The sequence below is a fragment of the Sporosarcina quadrami genome (assembly GCF_014836615.1).
In the GTDB taxonomy this organism is placed as follows: Bacteria; Bacillota; Bacilli; order Bacillales_A; family Planococcaceae; genus Sporosarcina; species Sporosarcina quadrami.
Genome location: NZ_JACSQN010000002.1, coordinates 269,281 through 288,917 on the forward strand (window position 1 = coordinate 269,281; position 19,637 = coordinate 288,917).

Sequence of the window (19,637 nt, forward strand, 5' to 3'; positions counted from 1 at the left end):
TAGGTGATATAATTGACCGGATTAGGTGATCGTCTCAAAGAGGCGAGAACAAAAAAAGGGTATTCATTGGATGATTTACAATCCATAACTAAAATTCAGAAACGGTACCTTTCCGGTATTGAAAATGAAGATTACAGTATGATGCCTGGATCTTTTTATGTACGTGCGTTTATTAAACAATATTCAGAAGCAGTCGGTCTTGATGCAGACGAAATGCTTGCTTTGTACAAAGAGTCTTCAAAAAACAGCCTGGTTGAGGAGGATTCGACGCAAATTGTTCCACCTATGACTAGAAGAAGCGGTTTGAAAAACAATCCCAGACTTAATGAAACAATACCTAAAATTATTGTAGCTTTATTTATCATTGTCATTATCGTAGTCGCTTGGGTTCTCTGGCAACAATCAAGCTCTTCCAATAAGAGCATGAAAGATGTCGAAACAGAACCAGCATTGACGATGGATAACAATCAGCCGTCAAAAGGACTTCCTGTTGAACCGGAAGAGGATACAAATGTGGATGACGAAGAAACTCAACCCGATTCTGAGCCTGATGAAGAAGTGAAGAAGCAAGTGCTCACTTTTGAGAACTCAAGTGGTGAAGATTCCTTTTATTCATTGACTGAGGCTGAAGAATTCAAGCTCAGAATTGTTATTGCAGGAGAAACCTGGATAGCTGTTACAGATGAAAATAAAAAAGAGCGTACTGAAAAAGCTACAGTCTACAATGCAGGTGACACAATGGATATAAATGTATCAGATGTTGAGTTTGTTCGCATACGAGTTGGTCGGACATACAATACAGAAATCTATGTCAACGAAGAAAAGCTTGAATACTCTTCTGACAAAACAACACAGAACATCATTATTAAATACGAGAAATAAAAAATAGTCATCTCTCATGATGACTATTTTCATTCTGTTACATAATTGAATATTCTAAGCAAAGGACAGGTGTTCATAGTGAACTTACCAAATAAAATTACGGTATCCCGTATAATACTCATTCCAATTTTTATCGTTTTCATGGTAGTCGACTTTGGTTTAGGTAACTTGGAAATTGGAGGCACCATACTATCATTCGAACATCTGATTGGATCTTTATTATTCATCATTGCTGCAGCTACAGACTGGTTTGACGGTCATCTTGCCAGAAAACATGGATTAGTTACAAATATGGGGAAGTTCCTTGATCCACTCGCTGATAAACTCCTTGTTTCAGCGGCACTCGTCATACTTGTGGAACTAGGTTATGCAGCTTCATGGATTGTCATTATCATCATCAGTAGGGAATTTGCGGTTACCGGATTACGCTTAATATTAGCGGGCGGTGGAGAAGTACACGCTGCAAACCAATTAGGTAAAATTAAAACAGCGACTCAACTTATTGCAATCTCTTTCTTATTGCTCAACAATATCTTTTTTGAAGCACTTAACGTACCATTTGGCACAATTATGCTGTATATTGCTTTATTATTTACAATCTGGTCTGGTGCCGATTACTTCTATAAAAATCGAAAAGTTTTACTTGAGTCAATGTAAGGGGATGTCCATATGAAAGCTGAAATCATTGCAGTCGGATCTGAACTGTTGTTAGGCCAAATAACGAATACGAATGCACAATTCATCTCGGCACGGCTAGCGGAAGTGGGTATCGATGTCTACTATCATACTGTCGTTGGTGATAACCCCCTACGTCTAGAAAAGACGATAGAAATTGCACAAAGTAGGGCAGATCTTATTATATTTACTGGAGGACTAGGGCCTACTAAAGACGATTTGACGAAAGAGACGATTGCCAACATGCTCCATTCAGAGCTTGAAAGTGATGAAATTGCATTGCGCTTTATCGAAAATTATTTCAAACGGTCAGGAAGGTCAATGACTGAAAATAATAAGAAACAAGCTCTTGTTTTGTCCGGTTCAGAAGTGTTGGAAAATCGTTTTGGTATGGCACCTGGAATGGCATTTGAACGAGATGGACAGCATTATATATTGTTGCCAGGACCTCCGCATGAAATGCGTCCGATGTTTGAAAATATGGCAATTCCTTATCTATTGAATAAGCTCGGAAAAAAAGAAGTAATTGTTTCACGTGTTCTGAAATTTTATGGAATTGGTGAGGCTGAGCTAGAATTTCGTGTTCAATCAATTCTTGCTGAACAGAGAAATCCTACAGTAGCTCCTCTGGCATCTTCTGAAGCGGTTACTTTAAGGTTAACTTCGAAAGCGCATTCGGTAGAAGAAGCTCATAGACTCATTGAGCCTGTTGAAAAACAAATTCGTATGCTTGTCGGTAAATTCATTTATGGTATTGATGAAGAGACGTTAGCGACTAAGGCAGCAGACCTGTTAAAAACAAAAGATTTAACGATAGCTGCCGCAGAAAGTCTTACTGCTGGCCAATTCATGGCTGAACTTGCAAGCGTACCTGGCATAAGTTCCTCATTGAACGGCGGAGTTGTCGTGTATAACGAAAAGGCAAAAGTAGAACAGCTGAATATTTCAAAAGAATTGCTGGATCAATTTGGTGTAGTAAGTGCTGAATGTGCTATCGCTCTTGCTACACAAGTCAAGAAGAAATACAGTTCCACTATTGGAATAAGCCTTACAGGTGCAGCGGGGCCGGATCCGCATGATGGCGAACCTATGGGGACAGTCTGGATAGGAATTGCTATAGGCGACAATCCGGTAAAGACATTTAAATTACAATTATCCGGTTCAAGAAACGCTAACCGTAAACGGGCTGTGAATTTTGCGCTCTATTATTTGATCATAGAATTGCAAAATGCTGATTTGGATACGATTCTCAATTAAAAAGAAGATTTGCCTGTAGATTCTCATTTAAAAATGGAACTTGATAAAATTAATCGAATAAGCGTTCGTTTTTTGTTTGAGTTTTTCTCATAGAAGGAGTATACTAGAGACAGGAAGAAAAGAAAAACACCTTTTAAGGGAGGAATCGTTTTTGAGCGATCGTAAAGCAGCTTTAGACCAAGCGTTGAAACAAATAGAAAAACAATTCGGTAAGGGCTCTGTCATGAAATTGGGGGAGAAGACCGACCTTCAAATAGCCACTTCTTCGACAGGTTCACTTGCGCTTGACGCCGCATTAGGAGTAGGCGGATATCCAAGAGGACGTGTCATTGAAATCTATGGTCCTGAAAGTTCGGGTAAAACCACTGTTGCACTTCATGCTATTGCAGAAGTACAAGCAGCGGGAGGACAAGCGGCGTTTATCGATGCGGAGCACGCGCTTGATCCGATCTATGCACAGAAACTCGGTGTAAATATTGATGAATTGCTTTTATCACAACCGGATACAGGAGAACAAGCACTTGAAATTGCTGAAGCACTTGTCAGAAGTGGTGCAATCGACATCGTTGTCATTGACTCAGTTGCTGCATTAGTTCCTAAAGCAGAGATTGAAGGCGAAATGGGTGACTCTCACGTAGGTTTACAAGCACGACTCATGTCTCAAGCGCTGCGTAAATTATCCGGAGCTATTAACAAATCGAAAACGATTGCAGTCTTCATCAACCAGATTCGTGAAAAAGTCGGCGTCATGTTTGGTAACCCTGAAGTGACACCAGGTGGACGTGCATTGAAATTTTACTCTTCCGTCCGTCTAGAAGTCCGTCGTGGAGAAGCCATCAAACAAGGCAATGATATTATGGGTAATAAGACAAGAATTCGAGTCGTGAAGAATAAAGTTGCGCCTCCGTTCCGTACAGCTGAAGTCGATATTATGTATGGTGAAGGGATTTCAAGAGAAGGTGAAATCGTGGACCTTGGAGCAGAACTTGAAGTAGTTCAAAAGAGTGGTGCTTGGTACTCTTACGAAGGCGAGCGCATGGGGCAAGGCCGCGAAAACGCTAAGCAATTCTTGAAGGATAACACCGATATCCGTGCTGAAATCGCCAACAAGATTAGAGAATCATATGGTATGGCTAGCGCTAACTACGTCATCGCTGCACACGACGAAGACGAAGAAGAACTAGAATTATTTGCGGAAGACGAAAAGAAATAATGAATATCCGAATGCCTTTCAACATCGGCATTCGGTTTTTTATTGATTAGACCAATTATCTTTGATTTAAAAAATCATACTGTTAATTACTGCTGCACTAGTTCCAGAACTATATTAAAATCAGAATCCTCAGACTTGTCCATCTAAATGACTAATATACTGTTTCAACACTCATGAATCCTTGACATGACAAATTTTCATAGATACAATTAGAATTGTATAATTTCATACCATTGAAATCATTATGGCAGTATGTTGAACCTTAATATACGAGCCGACTGAAAACGAAAAGAATAGCAGGAGGAGGTGACCTGGATGCAACCAGCAATCACAATTATCATCTCCGCTTTGATCGGTCTGTTCGTCGGTGCAATTGTTATCTATTTAGTTATCAAAAAAGTGAATGATTCAAAAGTGACAGGTGCTAAAAGCTCTGCTGAACTAATCGTTGAAGAAGCGAAGCGTGAGGCGGAAGCTTTGAAAAAGGAAGCACTGTTAGAAGCGAAAGATGAAAATCACAAACTGAGAATTGAAGCGGAATCGGAAGTCCGTGAGAGAAGGGCGGAACTGCAAAAACAGGAAAACCGTCTTTTACAACGGGAAGAAAATCTTGACCGTAAGGATGATGCTCTCAATAAAAGAGAAGCAGGTCTTGAGCGTAAAGATGACGCGATTACGAGTAGACAACAGCATATTGAACAGATGGAACGCAAGGCGGAAGATCTAGTTGCCGTGCAACAGACTGAACTTGAAAGAATTTCAGCATTGACAAGAGATGAAGCAAAACGCGTCATTTTGGACGAAGTTGAAAACGAACTTTCTACAGATATCGCGGTCATGACGAAAGAATCGGAACAGCGTGCAAAAGAAGAATCCGAAAAGAAAGCCCGGGAAATTCTTTCACTTGCATTGCAACGTTTTGCAGCGGACCATGTTGCTGAAACTACTGTTTCGGTAGTTAACTTGCCGAACGATGAGATGAAAGGTCGAATCATCGGACGGGAAGGGCGTAACATCAGGACATTGGAAACTCTTACAGGGATTGATTTAATTATTGATGATACTCCTGAAGCGGTAATCTTGTCCGGATTTGATCCAGTACGTAGAGAAACTGCTCGTCTTGCTCTTGAGAAATTAGTGCAGGATGGCAGAATACACCCAGCTAGAATCGAAGAGATGGTTGATAAGTCAAGACGTGAAGTCGATGAATTAATCCGTGAAAAAGGTGAACAGACAACATTTGATTTAGGTGTTCACAATTTACATCCAGATTTGATCAAGATTTTGGGCAGATTACATTTCCGTACAAGTTATGGTCAAAACGTCTTGAAACATTCGATTGAAGTAGCTTATTTATCAGGTCTTCTAGCTGCAGAAGTCGGTGAAGATGTTGCGTTGGCCAGACGTGCAGGTCTTCTCCATGACATTGGGAAAGCAATTGACCATGAAGTTGAAGGCAGTCATGTACAAATCGGTAAAGAGTTAGGTATTAAATACAAAGAGCATCCTGTAGTCATTAATAGTATCGCTTCCCACCATGGTGACGAAGAAGCGACATCCGTCATAGCGGTGTTAGTAGCTGCGGCTGATGCACTATCTGCAGCCCGTCCTGGTGCACGTAGTGAAACGCTGGAAAACTACATCCGAAGATTGCAGAAACTGGAAGAGATTTCAGAATCATACGATGGCGTTGAGAAATCATTCGCTATTCAAGCGGGCCGCGAAGTTCGGATAATTGTACGTCCTGACCAAATCGATGATATTACTGCTCACCGTTTGGCGAGGGATATACGTAAGCGAATTGAAGAGGAACTCGATTACCCAGGTCATATAAAAGTGACAGTGATAAGAGAGACACGCGCAGTCGAATATGCAAAATAATGAAGGAGACTCCTGTCCATATGGTTCAGGGGTCTTTTCATTTCAATTGTGATAAATTTTAAGATTATAGGAAAGAGGTAACAACAATGAGAATTATATTTATTGGCGATATAGTAGGATCAATCGGAAGAGATATGGTATTTGATCATATTTCGAGGTTGAAAAGAAAGTATGAAGCAGATGTAATTATAGCAAATGGTGAAAATGCGGCAGCGGGGAGAGGAATTACAAAAGCGATTTTCGATGATCTCTTGCGTGCTGGTGTAGATGTAGTGACAATGGGTAATCATACTTGGGATCAAAAAGAAATATATGATTTTATAGACGATACAGATTATCTTATCAGGCCTGCCAATTTCTCCGATGAAGCACCTGGAAGAGGAATGACTACAATTACGAAAAACGGTGTTACATTATCAATTATTAATCTTCACGGTAGAACGTTTCTCCCGCCCCATGACGACCCCTTTAAAAAAGCGGATGAACTAGTTAATGAAGCAAAAAACCTCTCTCCACTAATCTTTGTGGATTTCCATGCTGAAGCAACTAGCGAAAAAATTGCGATGGGTTGGCATCTGAATGGGAAAGCATCGGTAGTCGTTGGAACGCATACACATGTTCAGACAGCGGATGACCGTATATTGCCAGGTGGAACAGCTTATTTGACTGACGCCGGTATGACAGGTCCTTATGATGAAATACTAGGTATGAAAAAGGAAGATGTAATCTACCGCTTCCAAACGAACATGCCTGTTAGATTCGAGGTACCTAAACAAGGACGTGGCCAATTGAATGGGCTGTTCGTAGAGTTGAATGATCAAACAGGAAAAGCATTGTCTATCGAACGTATTATTATCAATGAAGATCATCCATTCCAATCGTGATATTGAGTCTAATCATCCTCTTTCAGTCATAAGATGGCTTATGGATAAATTACATTCCATACATCGTGAAAACAAGGAGGAAACATGGTGAGTCCATTGAAAGTATCATCCCGCTCTAATCCGAATTCCGTCGCAGGAGCACTCGTAGCGGTTATCAGAGATCAAGGGTACGCTGAAATGCAAGCAGTGGGTGCTGGAGCGCTCAATCAGGCGATTAAAGCCGTGGCGATTGCGCGAGGATTCGTAGCGCCAAGCGGAAACGATCTAGTCTGTGCACCAGCATTCACCGATATCGAAATCAATGGTGAAGGAAGAACGGCTTTGAAGCTATTAGTAGAGAAACGGCAAAGCCGATAAATACAGCAAGCTGACGTTATGTAACCATCTTGCGCAAATAATATGAAAGGAAGTAAGACCGTGGAATTTTCGCGGTCTTTTACATTGTCATGAAAAATAAGAAGTCCACGTGTTTGTCACAATCAGCTTCATATAATCTTGTTGAAAAAACGGACACTTCAAAGTATGGACAAGTTCATGTATAATGATGGCAAGTATGTTCCATTCCCATTGCTAGGAGAAAGGGGAGTTTTATATGAACGAAGAACAACGCCTGCAAGCGGGGCTTATAAAAGGTAAGCAAGCCGATAAGGATTACAGTAAATACTTTGAAGCTGTGTATACTCCTCCTTCTTTAAAAGAAGCGAAGAAACGTGGAAAAGAAGAGATTGAGTATCATAATGATTTTCAAATTGAAGAACGTTTTTTAGGAATGGGTACCAACCATAAATTTCACATTCGGACATTTGGCTGTCAGATGAATGAGCACGATACAGAAGTGATTGCCGGTATTTTGACAGGTCTCGGTTATGAATCGACAGATAACGTCAAAGAAGCAAATGTCATTTTGTTAAATACTTGTGCCATTAGAGAAAATGCCGAGAATAGAGTTTTTGGTGAGCTGGGACATTTGAAACCATTAAAACTTGAAAATCCAGACTTGCTAATCGGTGTTTGTGGATGTATGTCGCAAGAGGAATCTGTGGTGAACAAGATTCTTAAAACGTATGACCAAGTAGATATGATTTTTGGTACTCACAACATCCATAGAATACCGAATATCCTGCACGAAGCATACATGTCAAAAGAGATGGTCATTGAAGTATGGTCTAAAGAAGGCGACATTATTGAGAACTTGCCTAAAGTGAGACATGGCAACATTAAAGCTTGGGTTAACATTATGTACGGATGCGATAAATTTTGTACATATTGTATTGTTCCGTATACTAGAGGAAAAGAACGTAGCAGACGACCTGAAGACATCATCCAAGAAGTAAGGCACCTTGCAGCAAATGGCTATAAGGAGATAATGTTGCTCGGGCAGAATGTCAATGCGTATGGCAAAGACTTCGATGATATCGAGTATCGTCTGGGAGATTTGATGGATGACTTGCGTAAAATTGACATTCCACGCATTCGTTTTACGACAAGCCATCCACGGGACTTTGATGATCATCTCATTCAAGTGCTTGCAAAAGGCGGTAATCTTCTGGATCATATTCACTTGCCGGTTCAATCCGGTTCGTCAGATATCTTGAAAATTATGGCGCGTAAATATTCACGTGAACAGTTCCTTGAACTTGTAAGCAAAATCAAAAAAGCAATTCCGACGGTTACACTCACTACGGATATCATCGTTGGTTTTCCAAATGAAACCGATGAGCAATTTGAGGAAACTCTTTCTTTGTATAAAGAAGTCGGTTTTGAAATGGCTTATACGTATATCTATTCACCAAGAGAAGGAACACCTGCTGCGAAAATGATTGATAACATACCGATGGAAGTGAAAAAAGAGCGTCTTCAACGATTGAACGAGCTTGTCAACGGAATGTCTGCTGAAGCGATGAAGCCGTACAAAGGAAAAACTGTTAAAGTACTTGTAGAAGGTGAAAGCAAGCGCAATCCGGAAGTGTTAGCCGGTTATACAGAAAAGAACAAACTGGTCAATTTCAGAGCACCACGTGAAATGATTGGAAAGATTGTAAATGTGAAAATAATTGAAGCGAAAACATGGTCGCTTGATGGCGAATTCATAGGAGTCGTAGAAAAGGAAAAGGTGACTTTATAATGGAAAAGACTTATACAAAAGAAGAAATTATTGAAAAAGCGAAAGAGATTGCTCATATGATTGCGAATACAGAGCAAGTCGAGTTCTTTAAAAGAGCAGAAGCTCAAATTAATGAAAACCAAAAAGTGCGTGAAAAGATTTCCAGCTTGAAATCCTTGCAAACACAAGCAGTCAACTTCCAGGCATATGAGAAAGCTAAAGCCCTTTCCATTATTGAGGGGAAAATTGAAAAGATCCAAGAGGAGATTGACGACGTTCCGATTGTTCAGGAATTCAAACAATCTCAAATGGATGTCAACGGTCTTTTGCAATTAGTAAGTAACACAATCGCTAACACTGTTACTGATGAAATTATCGAGTCAACGGGTGGAGATGTATTGCGAGGAGAAACAGGATCAAAAGTGAAAAGCACGCAACATAAACCATTATCATAAGCAAAAATCGGCGAGGAGAAATTCCTTGCCGATTTTTTTCACTTTCTGGGCTCTTGATGCATAGGATAAGTAGAAGTTAATGAAGGAGGAAATGAACTGAAGAATTTACGGCAAATTGTAACAAAGGCAGTCATCGCTAAAGGGAAAAAACGGACGGAATCCAGTATTTCACTGAAGCCGCCCAATAATCCATCAAGCATTTTAGGATGTTGGGTCATCAACCACACGCACCAAGCTAAAAAAGTTGGCCAATACATTGAAGTGACAGGGAAGTTCGATGTAAATGTGTGGTATTCACATCATGATCATTCAAAAACATCAGTTTTCTCAGAATCAGTTCCGTATAAGGATCGCATCAGACTTAGTTACCGGGATGAGCAGACTTCAGGGCAAGAAGAGATTCTAGTTAGTGTTGTGCAACATCCCAATTGTACGGAAGCGCTCATCTCTGATTGCGGGGAGAAATTTGTTATAAAAGTAGAAAGAGAACTTGTTGCTGAAGTTGTCGGGGAAACGAAAGTGTGCATTACAGTCCACCCACATCAGTTTGAAGAAGAGTGGTCATTTAAAGACGAATCTTCCAGCGATCAGGTGGATGGAAGTGGACCGAAATTCGAAGAACGAAAAGGAAAAGATTCAAACCCTTTTTAAAGCCGGTAGGTATATCCGGCTTTTTTTCATTCCCAAGTTTTTATATGTCCGCTTTGTTTCTTTGAAAGACAATGTTTTGCTATACTTAAGAGAAAATACATACAGGTGAGGTTAAAGAATGACTACATATACTCCAATGATCCAACAATACTTTAAAATTAAAGCTGATTATGAAGATGCATTCCTCTTTTTTAGATTAGGTGATTTTTATGAGATGTTTTTTAATGATGCAATTGAAGCGTCTAATATACTCGAAATAACATTGACGAGCCGTGATGGTGGCAGTGCGGATAAAATTCCGATGTGTGGTGTGCCATTCCATTCAGCTGCTGGCTATATTGAGACTCTTGTAAAGAAAGGTCATAAAGTTGCAATATGTGAGCAGACTGAAGATCCCAGGGCAGCTAAAGGAATTGTGAGGCGTGAAGTAGTCAAAGTCGTAACTCCAGGTACGATTGTGGACGGAAAAACAATCGATGCCAATTCCAACCATTACATAGGAGCCGCTGATCAGTTGCAAGACGGTAGATATACGCTAGCATACGTCGATTTGGCAACAGGAGAAGGTAAAGTAGAAGTTATTACTGGTGATGAGAGAACACTAATTAGTGAAATAGAAGCTTTAGGGATGAAGGAAATTGTCGTCCGTGAAAGATTGCATCTTGTGTTGAACGATGAAATGTCCAAAAGGGATATCGTTCTTTCTATGGAGGGTGGAGAACTAAAGGATGAAAACCTATCTATTGTGGCTTCGATTCCAAATGACTTATCAGTTGCATGTCAAACACTCAGCAACTATTTAAAACGTACACAAAAATCATCACTCGATCATCTTCGTCCTTTCCAATACATACAAAAGTCCGAGAAGTTATCAATAGATGCTAATTCTATGCGCAATTTAGAGTTGGTACAATCTATACGAAATGGCAGCAAAGAGGGTACTTTATTTTGGTTATTGGATGAAACAGCAACGGCTATGGGGGCTCGAAAATTGAGAAGTTGGATTCATCAACCTTTAGCCGATAAAGATGCAATTGAAAATCGATTAGCATTAGTTGAAGACCTGATTAAGGAATATTTCTTGCGGGATGATTTAGTTGGTTTATTAAAAGAAGTATATGACTTAGAGCGCTTAACTGGAAGAATATCGATGGGGAGTGCAAGTGGCCGTGATCTTGCACAATTAAGGAATTCTTTAAGAAAAGTTCCATCATTGAAACAGTCATTAATGGATTCGGGTTTGGAAAGGCTTCAGAGGTTTTCGGAACGCTTGGATCCATGTGAAGAAGTACTTGCTATTTTAGAAGCATCTGTTGCAGAAAATCCTCCTCTCTCCATTAAAGAAGGGGGGATTATAAAAGATGGCTACAATGACCAATTGGATACATATCGCGATGCATCCAGAAACGGTAAAGAATGGCTTGCGCGGCTTGAGAGAGACGAACGTGACCGGACGGGCATTAAGTCGCTCAAAATTGGTTATAACAGGATTTTTGGTTACTATATTGAAATTACTAAATCTAATATCCATCTAGCTGACTTGGAGCGTTATGAACGTAAGCAAACGCTCGCAAATGCTGAACGTTATATAACCGCGGAATTGAAAGAAACGGAAGAACTTATATTAAATGCAGAATCAGAAGGGACGGAACTTGAATATACGTTGTTTTGTGATGTAAGGGACACGATGAAAAAACATATTAGCAGAGTACAGCAACTTGCAGGTATCTTATCGGAATTGGATGTTCTTCTATCATTTTCCACCGTCTCTGAGAAATACCGGTTTGTCAAACCACAATTTCATGCTGGACGAGCACTCGACATTAAAAATGGCCGACATCCTGTTGTAGAAAAAATGATGGATATATCCTTATATGTTCCGAACAATTGTACACTCACTGAGGATGCGAACATGTTACTCATAACAGGTCCGAATATGTCCGGAAAAAGTACTTTCATGCGCCAAGTTGCATTGACAGTAATTATGGCTCAGATGGGTTGCTACGTGCCGTGCGAGTATGCAAAACTTCCAGTAACTGATCAAATATTTACACGAATAGGTGCGGCGGATGATCTCGCTTCAGGTCAAAGTACGTTCATGATGGAAATGATGGAATCTCGTTATGCAATCGGTAATGCTACTGAAAAGAGCCTACTGCTTTTTGATGAAATCGGGAGAGGAACTTCGACATATGATGGCATGTCACTGGCGCAAGCGATGATGGAATTTATCCATGATGAAATTGGAGCGAATACATTATTTTCGACACATTATCATGAATTGACTAAACTGGATTCTGATCTGAAACGATTAGTAAATGTTCATGTCGCTGCGATGGAACAAGAAGGAAGGGTCGTTTTCTTACACAAAGTTATGGCAGGTGCTGCGGATAAGAGTTACGGGATCCATGTAGCACAACTTGCTGGGTTGCCCGAATCCATCGTAGTACGTGCAAAAAGTTTGCTTGAGACATTTGAAAATAATGAACAGATGACTTTGTCCAACAATGTTACTGAACAAATGTCCTTCTTTGATTTAAAGGAAGAGACCGAACAAGTGGGCCCAGAGTCTTTGAGAGTAATCGGGAAAATTTGTGAAGCAGACTTAGTTAACATGACACCAATGCAAGCTATGCAAATGATTTTTCTATGGCAAAAAGAGTTAAAAGAAATCAAATAAATTTGTAAGCCATTGAGGGAGGGTTCCAATTGGATATCATTTCAGTTATGGATGACACACTATCTAACAAAATTGCTGCAGGAGAGGTTGTGGAACGTCCTGCCTCGATTGTGAAAGAACTAGTAGAAAATGCAATTGACGCAGAGAGTTCCTCCATTGAAATTACACTTGAAGAGGCGGGTCTTACGTCCATTCGGGTGACGGACAACGGCAAAGGAATGTCTAGAAATGACGCTACGCTTGCATTTGAACGGCATGCTACTAGCAAAATATCGAATGAGCATGATTTGTTTCGAATTAAGACACTCGGTTTTAGAGGAGAAGCGTTAGCAAGTATCGCTTCTGTTTCCAAAGTGAAGCTGTGGACATCAGACGGTGAAACAGAAGGAACAGAAGTGCATATTGACGGTGGTGCTGTCATAAAACAATCAAACGCCGCTTTTCGGAAAGGGACAGATATTTCCGTTGAACAATTGTTTTATAATACACCTGCACGATTGAAATACATGAAGACGATACAGACTGAACTCGGCCATACGATTGACCTTGTGAATCGATTAGCGCTGTCGCATCCTTTCATCGCATTTAAACTTGTGCATTATGGTCAAACCATTTTGCAAACTTCAGGCAATGGAGACCAGAGAAGGGTGCTAAACGATATATACGGCGTGGCAGTAGCTAAAAAAATGGTTCCTTTCAGTGGTGAAAACGCAGATTTCAAAGTGAATGGGTTTGTTACACTTCCTGAAATGACAAGAGCATCCAAAAACTATATGACACTAATTGTGAACGGCAGATGGGTGAAAAGTTATACAGCCAATCAAGCTGTTTTAGATGGTTTGCATACATATTTGCCAATTGGTCGGTATCCGGTTTCGGTTGTAAATGTGGAAACTGACCCGTTTTTGACAGATGTAAACGTACATCCGTCAAAACAGCATATTCGTCTGAGTAAAGAAAATGAATTGTTTTCACTTCTAAAAATAGCCGTTCATGAGGCGATAAAGCGATCAATTATCATACCGGATGCCATTAAAAACGAGCCAGTAAAACAGACACCTTCTGAGCAAGTAACAATTTGGAATGATATGTACCCAATTAGGGAAAAGAAAGTTGAGGAAGAAATTTCACTTCCGCAATTCAAAAATGAAGTCGAAGCAATCGATACGAAGTATATTGAAGAGAAAACTTTTTATCCATCCTCGAGTAATGTAGTTATCGAGTCGGATCGTCCAGAAAAAGTTTTTGAAGAACCTGCGCAAAAAGAAGACGCTACTCCCAAAAAGGAAAAACGGTTCCCATCACTCGTTCCTGTTGGTCAAGTACATGGAACGTATATTGTTGCACAAAACGAAGACGGATTTTATATGATTGACCAGCATGCTGCACAAGAACGGATAAAATATGAATTTTTCAGGGACAAATTAAGCAAAATTAATCAAGATGATAGACAAATGCTTTTAATGCCACTAATTTTTCATTATTCAGGGAGCGATATGGTGAAAATCCAGGAAAATATCCAGTCGCTCAATGAGGTCGGTGTTTTTCTGGAAGAATTCGGACCTTCATCTTATACCGTGAAAGAATATCCGACATGGTTTCCTGATGGAGAAGCGACGTCATTAATAGAAGCGCTAATTGAGCAAGTACTCGAATCCAGAAAGACGGATATAGGGAAATTGCGTGAAGATACTGCCATCATGATGAGTTGTAAGCGATCCATAAAAGCGAATCACTACTTAACAATTACTGATATGGAGAGATTGTTGCATGATCTATCAATTGCTGAAAATCCATATACGTGCCCGCATGGCAGGCCGGTACTCATTCATTTTTCAACATATGAACTAGAGAAAATGTTTAAACGAGTAATGTGAAAGAGGTTTGCCAATTCTTTACTGACTAGAAGGAGGGAAAGGACATGGGGAAATTTATTTTATCAATTGATCAAGGTACTACTAGTACTAGAGCAATTTTATTTGATAGGCAGGGAAAGATTGTTCATACGGCACAACGAGAATTTAAACAAATCTTTCCACAACCAGGATGGGTAGAGCACAATCCAAATGAAATATGGGGGTCTGTCCTATCCGTCATTGCTTCCGTCTTGACGGAAAGCGGTCATCAACCTACTGATATCGATTCCATCGGCATAACCAACCAACGGGAAACGACTATAGTTTGGGATAAGTCCACCGGTCAGCCGATATATAATGCCATCGTCTGGCAATCTAGGCAAACGCAAGTCATTGTAGATGAATTACGTGAGGCTGGAAAAGAAGACTTGATACGTAACAAAACAGGTCTGCAACTCGATCCCTATTTTTCTGGTTCGAAAGTGAAATGGATTCTTGATCATGTAGAGGGGTCTAGAGAACGAGCAGCTAAAGGGGAATTGCTGTTTGGAACTATCGACTCTTATCTTATTTGGAAGCTATCTGCAGGTGCGGTTCATGTCACCGATTATTCAAACGCCTCACGGACAATGCTTTTTAACATACATGATCTTAAATGGGATGAGGAACTTTGCGAGTTGCTCTGTATTCCGATGGAGATGTTGCCAGACGTTCGTATGTCTTCAGAAATATATGCGAACACGGATTCTTCCGTGTTTTTCGGTGCAGAGATTCCGATTGCAGGCGCAGCGGGTGATCAGCAATGCGCACTTTTTGGGCAGGCTTGTTTCCATGAAGGTATGGCGAAAAACACATACGGTACCGGTTGTTTTATGTTATTGAATACGGGCGATACCCCAGTGCAGTCCGATAATGGATTACTTACGACAATTGCTTGGGGATTGGACGGTAAAGTGACATATGCATTAGAAGGTAGTGTATTTGTTGCAGGATCTGCCATCCAATGGTTAAGGGATGGATTGCGGATGATCCAAAAAGCGGAAGATACGGAAGCCTATTCACAGAAAGTCGCATCTACTGATGGTGTTTATGTAGTACCAGCTTTTGTAGGACTTGGTACACCTTACTGGGATTCAGATGCTCGAGGAGCAGTTTTTGGTTTAACGAGGGGCACAGAAAAAGAGCATTTCATCAGAGCTACAGTAGAAGCATTAGCTTATCAGACGAAAGATGTATTGCTCACAATGGAGAAGGATTCAGGAATGACCATAGATTTACTACGTGTAGATGGCGGCGCCGTTTCTAATGCATTTTTAATGCAATTTCAAAGCGATTTACTGCAAATTGAAGTAGAACAATCCGCATATCTGGAAACAACTGCGCTTGGGGCTGCTTATTTGGCTGGATTGGCGACAGGATTTTTTGACTCTTGTGACTCAGTGGAAGCTTTATGGGCGAAAGAAAAAACGTATTCACCAAAGATGGAAATTGAGAAACGCGATGAGCTTTATAGAGGATGGACTAAAGCGGTAGAAGCCACACGTCTATTTAAACTTTGAAATTAGGAGGAAACTGAATGTTATCGTCAATCACTAGACCGAAAGTTAAACAGTTCATGAGTGATTTTCAATTTGATCTTCTAGTCATCGGTGGGGGTATCACGGGGGCAGGAATCGCACTCGATGCCGTAACACGAGGATTGTCAGTGGCACTCGTTGAAATGCATGATTTTGCTTCAGGGACATCCAGCAGGTCAACAAAGCTTGTCCATGGCGGCTTAAGATATTTGAAACAGATGGAGTTGAAAATTGTTTCGGAAACAGGTAAAGAACGGGATATCGTTTATCGTAACGCGTTACATGTAACGGAACCTGAACGCATGTTGCTGCCTTTTCACAAAGGAGGTACATATGGTAAATTGACGACTTCTGCAGGTCTTTTTGTGTATGATAAATTGGCGGGTGTAAAAAAAGACGAACGTCGTGAAATGCTTACAGCAGACGAGACTCTAGAAATGGAACCTTTATTAAAAGAACAAGGTTTGTTAGGTGGTGGCCATTACGTCGAATACAGGACAGACGATGCTAGATTGACAATTGAAGTTTTGAAAAAAGCGTCACAAAAAGGTGCGCTCTGTTTGAATTACATGAAAGTGGAAGAATTTCTCTACGATGACCATAAAGTGAGTGGAGCAGTTGTACGCGATATGCTTACAGGTGGAACGTTGAATGTTAATGCTTCCGTAATTGTCAATGCAACGGGTCCTTGGGTAGATGAAATGAGAGGAAAAGATGAAATATCGAATGATAAACGATTGAAATTGACGAAAGGCATTCATATTGTAATCGACCAATCCGTCTTTCCGTTACGGCAAGCAGTCTATTTCGATTCTCCAGATGATCGAATGATTTTCGCAATTCCTCGTGGCAATAAAGCATATATCGGAACTACGGATACTTTTTTTGACGGTGACCGTTCCAATCCCATTGCAACAGAGGATGATATTGCCTATTTACTGGAGTCAGTCCATTACATGTTCCCGACGATAAAAGTTGAGCGGAAAGATGTAGAATCCACCTGGGCGGGTGTACGACCACTTATATATGAAGAAGGGAAAGACACATCAGAAATCTCACGTAGAGACGAGATTTGGCAAGCGCATACAGGTCTCATAACGATTGCTGGAGGAAAATTGACAGGCTATCGTAAAATGGCAGAAACGGTTATAGATCTAGTTGTCAAAAAACTTCCGACGACTTCATTCGGTCCTTGTGTGACGGAATTTCTTCCACTATCGGGGGGAGAATTTGATAATGAAGAACATTATCAATCATTTCTTGAAAGTAAATCGAATGAAGCCCTATTGTATGGCTTAACGAAGGAGGAAGGAAGACAGCTTTCTTCGTTATATGGGACAAATGTTGATGTTGTATTTAATTATGCAAATGCAGTATCGACAGAAGAATCCCTGTTGCCGAATGTTTGGAAGGCGGAAGTGTTATATGCAATTCATCACGAAATGGCGTTAACACCATCAGATTTCTTTATTAGAAGAAAAGGGGATCTATATTTCAATATTGCTTTTGTGAAACATTATAAAGAAGCTGTGACGTCTTTTATGGCTGCTCTATTATCTTATGACGAAACAACTAAAGAAACGCAACTGAAAGAACTAGAACAGCATATTAAAGACGCTGAATGTAAAGGTGGGGCATAAAATTTGAATGAAAAAGAATTGAAAATGTCTGACGGCTTCCACATCCATACTATTTCGTCTGCCCCTCTTGTGAAACCAAAAGCACATATCCATTTATTGCACGGTATGGCAGAGCATATTGGGAGATATAGAGAATTTATTGATTTTCTAGTAAAAGAAGGTTTTTCTGTATCTGGACATGATCATCGAGGTCATGGGGAAACAGCGAAATTGAATGGCAAACTTGGCCACTTCGGAGACAATACAGGGTTTGACCGAATCGTTGAAGATGCACAAGAAGTCATCCACTTTTACAAAGAGAAATTTGGAGCAACTAAGTTTATAGTAATTGGTCACAGCATGGGTTCGTTCATTGCGAGAAGATATGCACAGATGTTTGGCAATGAGCTCGATGCATTGGTCTGCATAGGTACCGCTGGAGATCCAGGCGTTACCGGAACTGGAGGAACAGTCGTTGCACAGTTGAGAGGACGTTTAACGCAGTTTGACGAACCTGATCAAATCATCAATGCGTTAGTATTTGGTGGTTTCAATAAATCTGTTGTAAATGCCAAAACACCTTTTGACTGGTTAGCGACTGACGAAAAAACTGTAGAGAAATACATGGTAGACCCATTTTGCGGTTTTATACCGACGACGGATTTTTTCATTGACCTTTTTGAAGGCTTAAAGAATATTCATGATACGAAAAACATGCAACATATCCCTAAAGAGTTGCCAGTGTTATTTCTATCTGGCATAAAAGATCCTGTAGGTAATAAAGGCAAAGGTGTTTGGCAAGTTGCTAATCAATTCGTAAATGAAGGAATTAGCAATGTAACTGTCATGCTGTATGAAGACAAACGACATGAAATGCTACAGGAAACTAATCGGAAAGATGTTTTTGAATTCATCAAGGATTGGATTGTTAAAAGATGACTGAATTAATAGAAGTGGTTGCAATCGTTGGACCGACAGCTTCAGGAAAAACCGCTTTGAGTGTCGAACTCGCCAAAACACTAAATGGCGAAATTATAAATGGAGATGCATACCAAGTATATAGAGGGCTTGATATTGGTACTGCTAAAATAACTGAAGATGAAAAAGAAGGTGTTCCACATCATTTGTTCGATTTCAAAGAACCTGATGAATCTTTTTCGGTTGCCGAATATCAAATTGCTGTCCGGAATGCGATTGAGGAAATTTCTAGTAGAGGGAAACTTCCGATTATAGTCGGAGGAACAGGGCTATATATACAATCTGTCCTGTTTGATTTTCGGTTTACCGAGGAAGCGGGTAATGTTAATGTGAGAGAACGCTTGGAAAGTGAACTTGCAACCGAAAATGGACCTGAAAAACTGTATAACAGATTGCAAACATTAGATCCGAAAAGTGCCGAGAAAATCCATAAGAACAACCATCGCCGATTAATTAGAGCTCTTGAAATAATTGAAGTTACAGGTAAGACAAAAGATGATCACGAACAAGGGCAAGGACATGAACCAATGTATAAACATTTAATCATTGGTTTGGAAGTGGAACGAGAGCGTCTTTATGAACGAATTGATGAAAGAGTAGATAAGATGATGAATAACGGTTTATTCAATGAAGCAAAAGGGTTATGGGATAAAGGAATACGAAATGTACAATCAGTCCAGGCGATTGGTTACAAGGAACTATTTCTTCATTTTGAAAATGAATTACCTTTAGAAGATGCTCTCGAAATGATCAAAAAAAACACAAGGAACTATGCGAAACGGCAAATGACGTATTTCAAAAATAAAATGGAGATTTTCTGGTTTGACGCGATGAGTGATAAAGAAAAAAATGTAGAAGGAATTTTGACAATAATGAAGGATTTCGCTCTTGAGGAATCGAATAAGGTAAGTAAGCAATAGAAATA

16 protein-coding genes are annotated in these 19,637 nt (G+C 40.1%); all 16 read left to right on the forward strand.

From position 1 onward, the window contains the following. Positions 1–12 precede the first annotated feature (12 nt). On the forward strand, positions 13–882 hold the full coding sequence (locus H9649_RS03285; protein ID WP_191693286.1) for a helix-turn-helix domain-containing protein: 870 nt from the start codon (positions 13–15) through the stop codon (positions 880–882). A gap of 78 nt (positions 883–960) precedes the next feature. Then, positions 961–1,539 (forward strand): CDP-diacylglycerol--glycerol-3-phosphate 3-phosphatidyltransferase, encoded by a 579-nt coding sequence (gene pgsA, locus H9649_RS03290; RefSeq protein ID WP_191693287.1) that lies wholly within the window; start codon positions 961–963, stop codon positions 1,537–1,539. A 12-nt stretch (positions 1,540–1,551) separates the two neighbouring features. Further along, a complete protein-coding gene (locus H9649_RS03295) occupies positions 1,552–2,814 on the forward strand; it encodes a competence/damage-inducible protein A (RefSeq protein ID WP_191693288.1) in 1,263 nt (420 codons plus the stop codon). A gap of 151 nt (positions 2,815–2,965) precedes the next feature. Next, positions 2,966–4,027, forward strand: coding sequence for a recombinase RecA (gene recA, locus H9649_RS03300; protein WP_191693289.1), 1,062 nt, complete (start codon positions 2,966–2,968; stop codon positions 4,025–4,027). Positions 4,028–4,342: 315 nt separating this feature from the next. Further along, a complete protein-coding gene (rny, locus tag H9649_RS03305; RefSeq protein WP_191693290.1) occupies positions 4,343–5,908 on the forward strand; it encodes a ribonuclease Y in 1,566 nt (521 codons plus the stop codon). Positions 5,909–5,994: 86 nt separating this feature from the next. Further along, positions 5,995–6,792, forward strand: a complete 798-nt coding sequence (locus tag H9649_RS03310; protein ID WP_191693291.1) for a TIGR00282 family metallophosphoesterase — start codon at positions 5,995–5,997, stop codon at positions 6,790–6,792. An 87-nt stretch (positions 6,793–6,879) separates the two neighbouring features. Then, positions 6,880–7,149 (forward strand): stage V sporulation protein S, encoded by a 270-nt coding sequence (locus H9649_RS03315; protein ID WP_191693292.1) that lies wholly within the window; start codon positions 6,880–6,882, stop codon positions 7,147–7,149. Positions 7,150–7,384: 235 nt separating this feature from the next. Next, entirely contained in the window at positions 7,385–8,917 is a 1,533-nt protein-coding gene (miaB, locus tag H9649_RS03320; protein ID WP_191693293.1) for a tRNA (N6-isopentenyl adenosine(37)-C2)-methylthiotransferase MiaB, read from the forward strand. Then, entirely contained in the window at positions 8,917–9,351 is a 435-nt protein-coding gene (locus H9649_RS03325) for a RicAFT regulatory complex protein RicA family protein (RefSeq protein WP_191693294.1), read from the forward strand. Before miaB ends, H9649_RS03325 begins: the two co-directional genes overlap by 1 nt. Positions 9,352–9,516: 165 nt before the next feature. After that, entirely contained in the window at positions 9,517–10,002 is a 486-nt protein-coding gene (gene cotE, locus H9649_RS03330) for an outer spore coat protein CotE (RefSeq protein WP_318241645.1), read from the forward strand. A 118-nt stretch (positions 10,003–10,120) separates the two neighbouring features. Next, positions 10,121–12,682: a DNA mismatch repair protein MutS gene (mutS, locus tag H9649_RS03335; RefSeq protein WP_191693295.1), complete on the forward strand. Its 2,562-nt coding sequence runs from the start codon at positions 10,121–10,123 to the stop codon at positions 12,680–12,682. Between the two features lie 29 nt (positions 12,683–12,711). Beyond that, positions 12,712–14,559: a DNA mismatch repair endonuclease MutL gene (mutL, locus tag H9649_RS03340; protein WP_318241642.1), complete on the forward strand. Its 1,848-nt coding sequence runs from the start codon at positions 12,712–12,714 to the stop codon at positions 14,557–14,559. A gap of 44 nt (positions 14,560–14,603) precedes the next feature. Further along, the gene (glpK, locus tag H9649_RS03345) at positions 14,604–16,097 is read left to right on the forward strand and encodes a glycerol kinase GlpK (RefSeq protein ID WP_191693296.1); all 1,494 of its coding nucleotides are present in this window, start codon (positions 14,604–14,606) and stop codon (positions 16,095–16,097) included. Positions 16,098–16,114: 17 nt separating this feature from the next. Then, positions 16,115–17,755, forward strand: a complete 1,641-nt coding sequence (locus H9649_RS03350) for a glycerol-3-phosphate dehydrogenase/oxidase (RefSeq protein ID WP_191693297.1) — start codon at positions 16,115–16,117, stop codon at positions 17,753–17,755. 3 nt (positions 17,756–17,758) lie between these two features. Next, a complete protein-coding gene (locus H9649_RS03355; protein WP_191693298.1) occupies positions 17,759–18,673 on the forward strand; it encodes an alpha/beta fold hydrolase in 915 nt (304 codons plus the stop codon). Beyond that, complete coding sequence (miaA, locus tag H9649_RS03360) at positions 18,670–19,632, forward strand: tRNA (adenosine(37)-N6)-dimethylallyltransferase MiaA (protein ID WP_191693299.1); 963 nt, start codon at positions 18,670–18,672, stop codon at positions 19,630–19,632. Before H9649_RS03355 ends, miaA begins: the two co-directional genes overlap by 4 nt. Positions 19,633–19,637 lie beyond the last annotated feature (5 nt).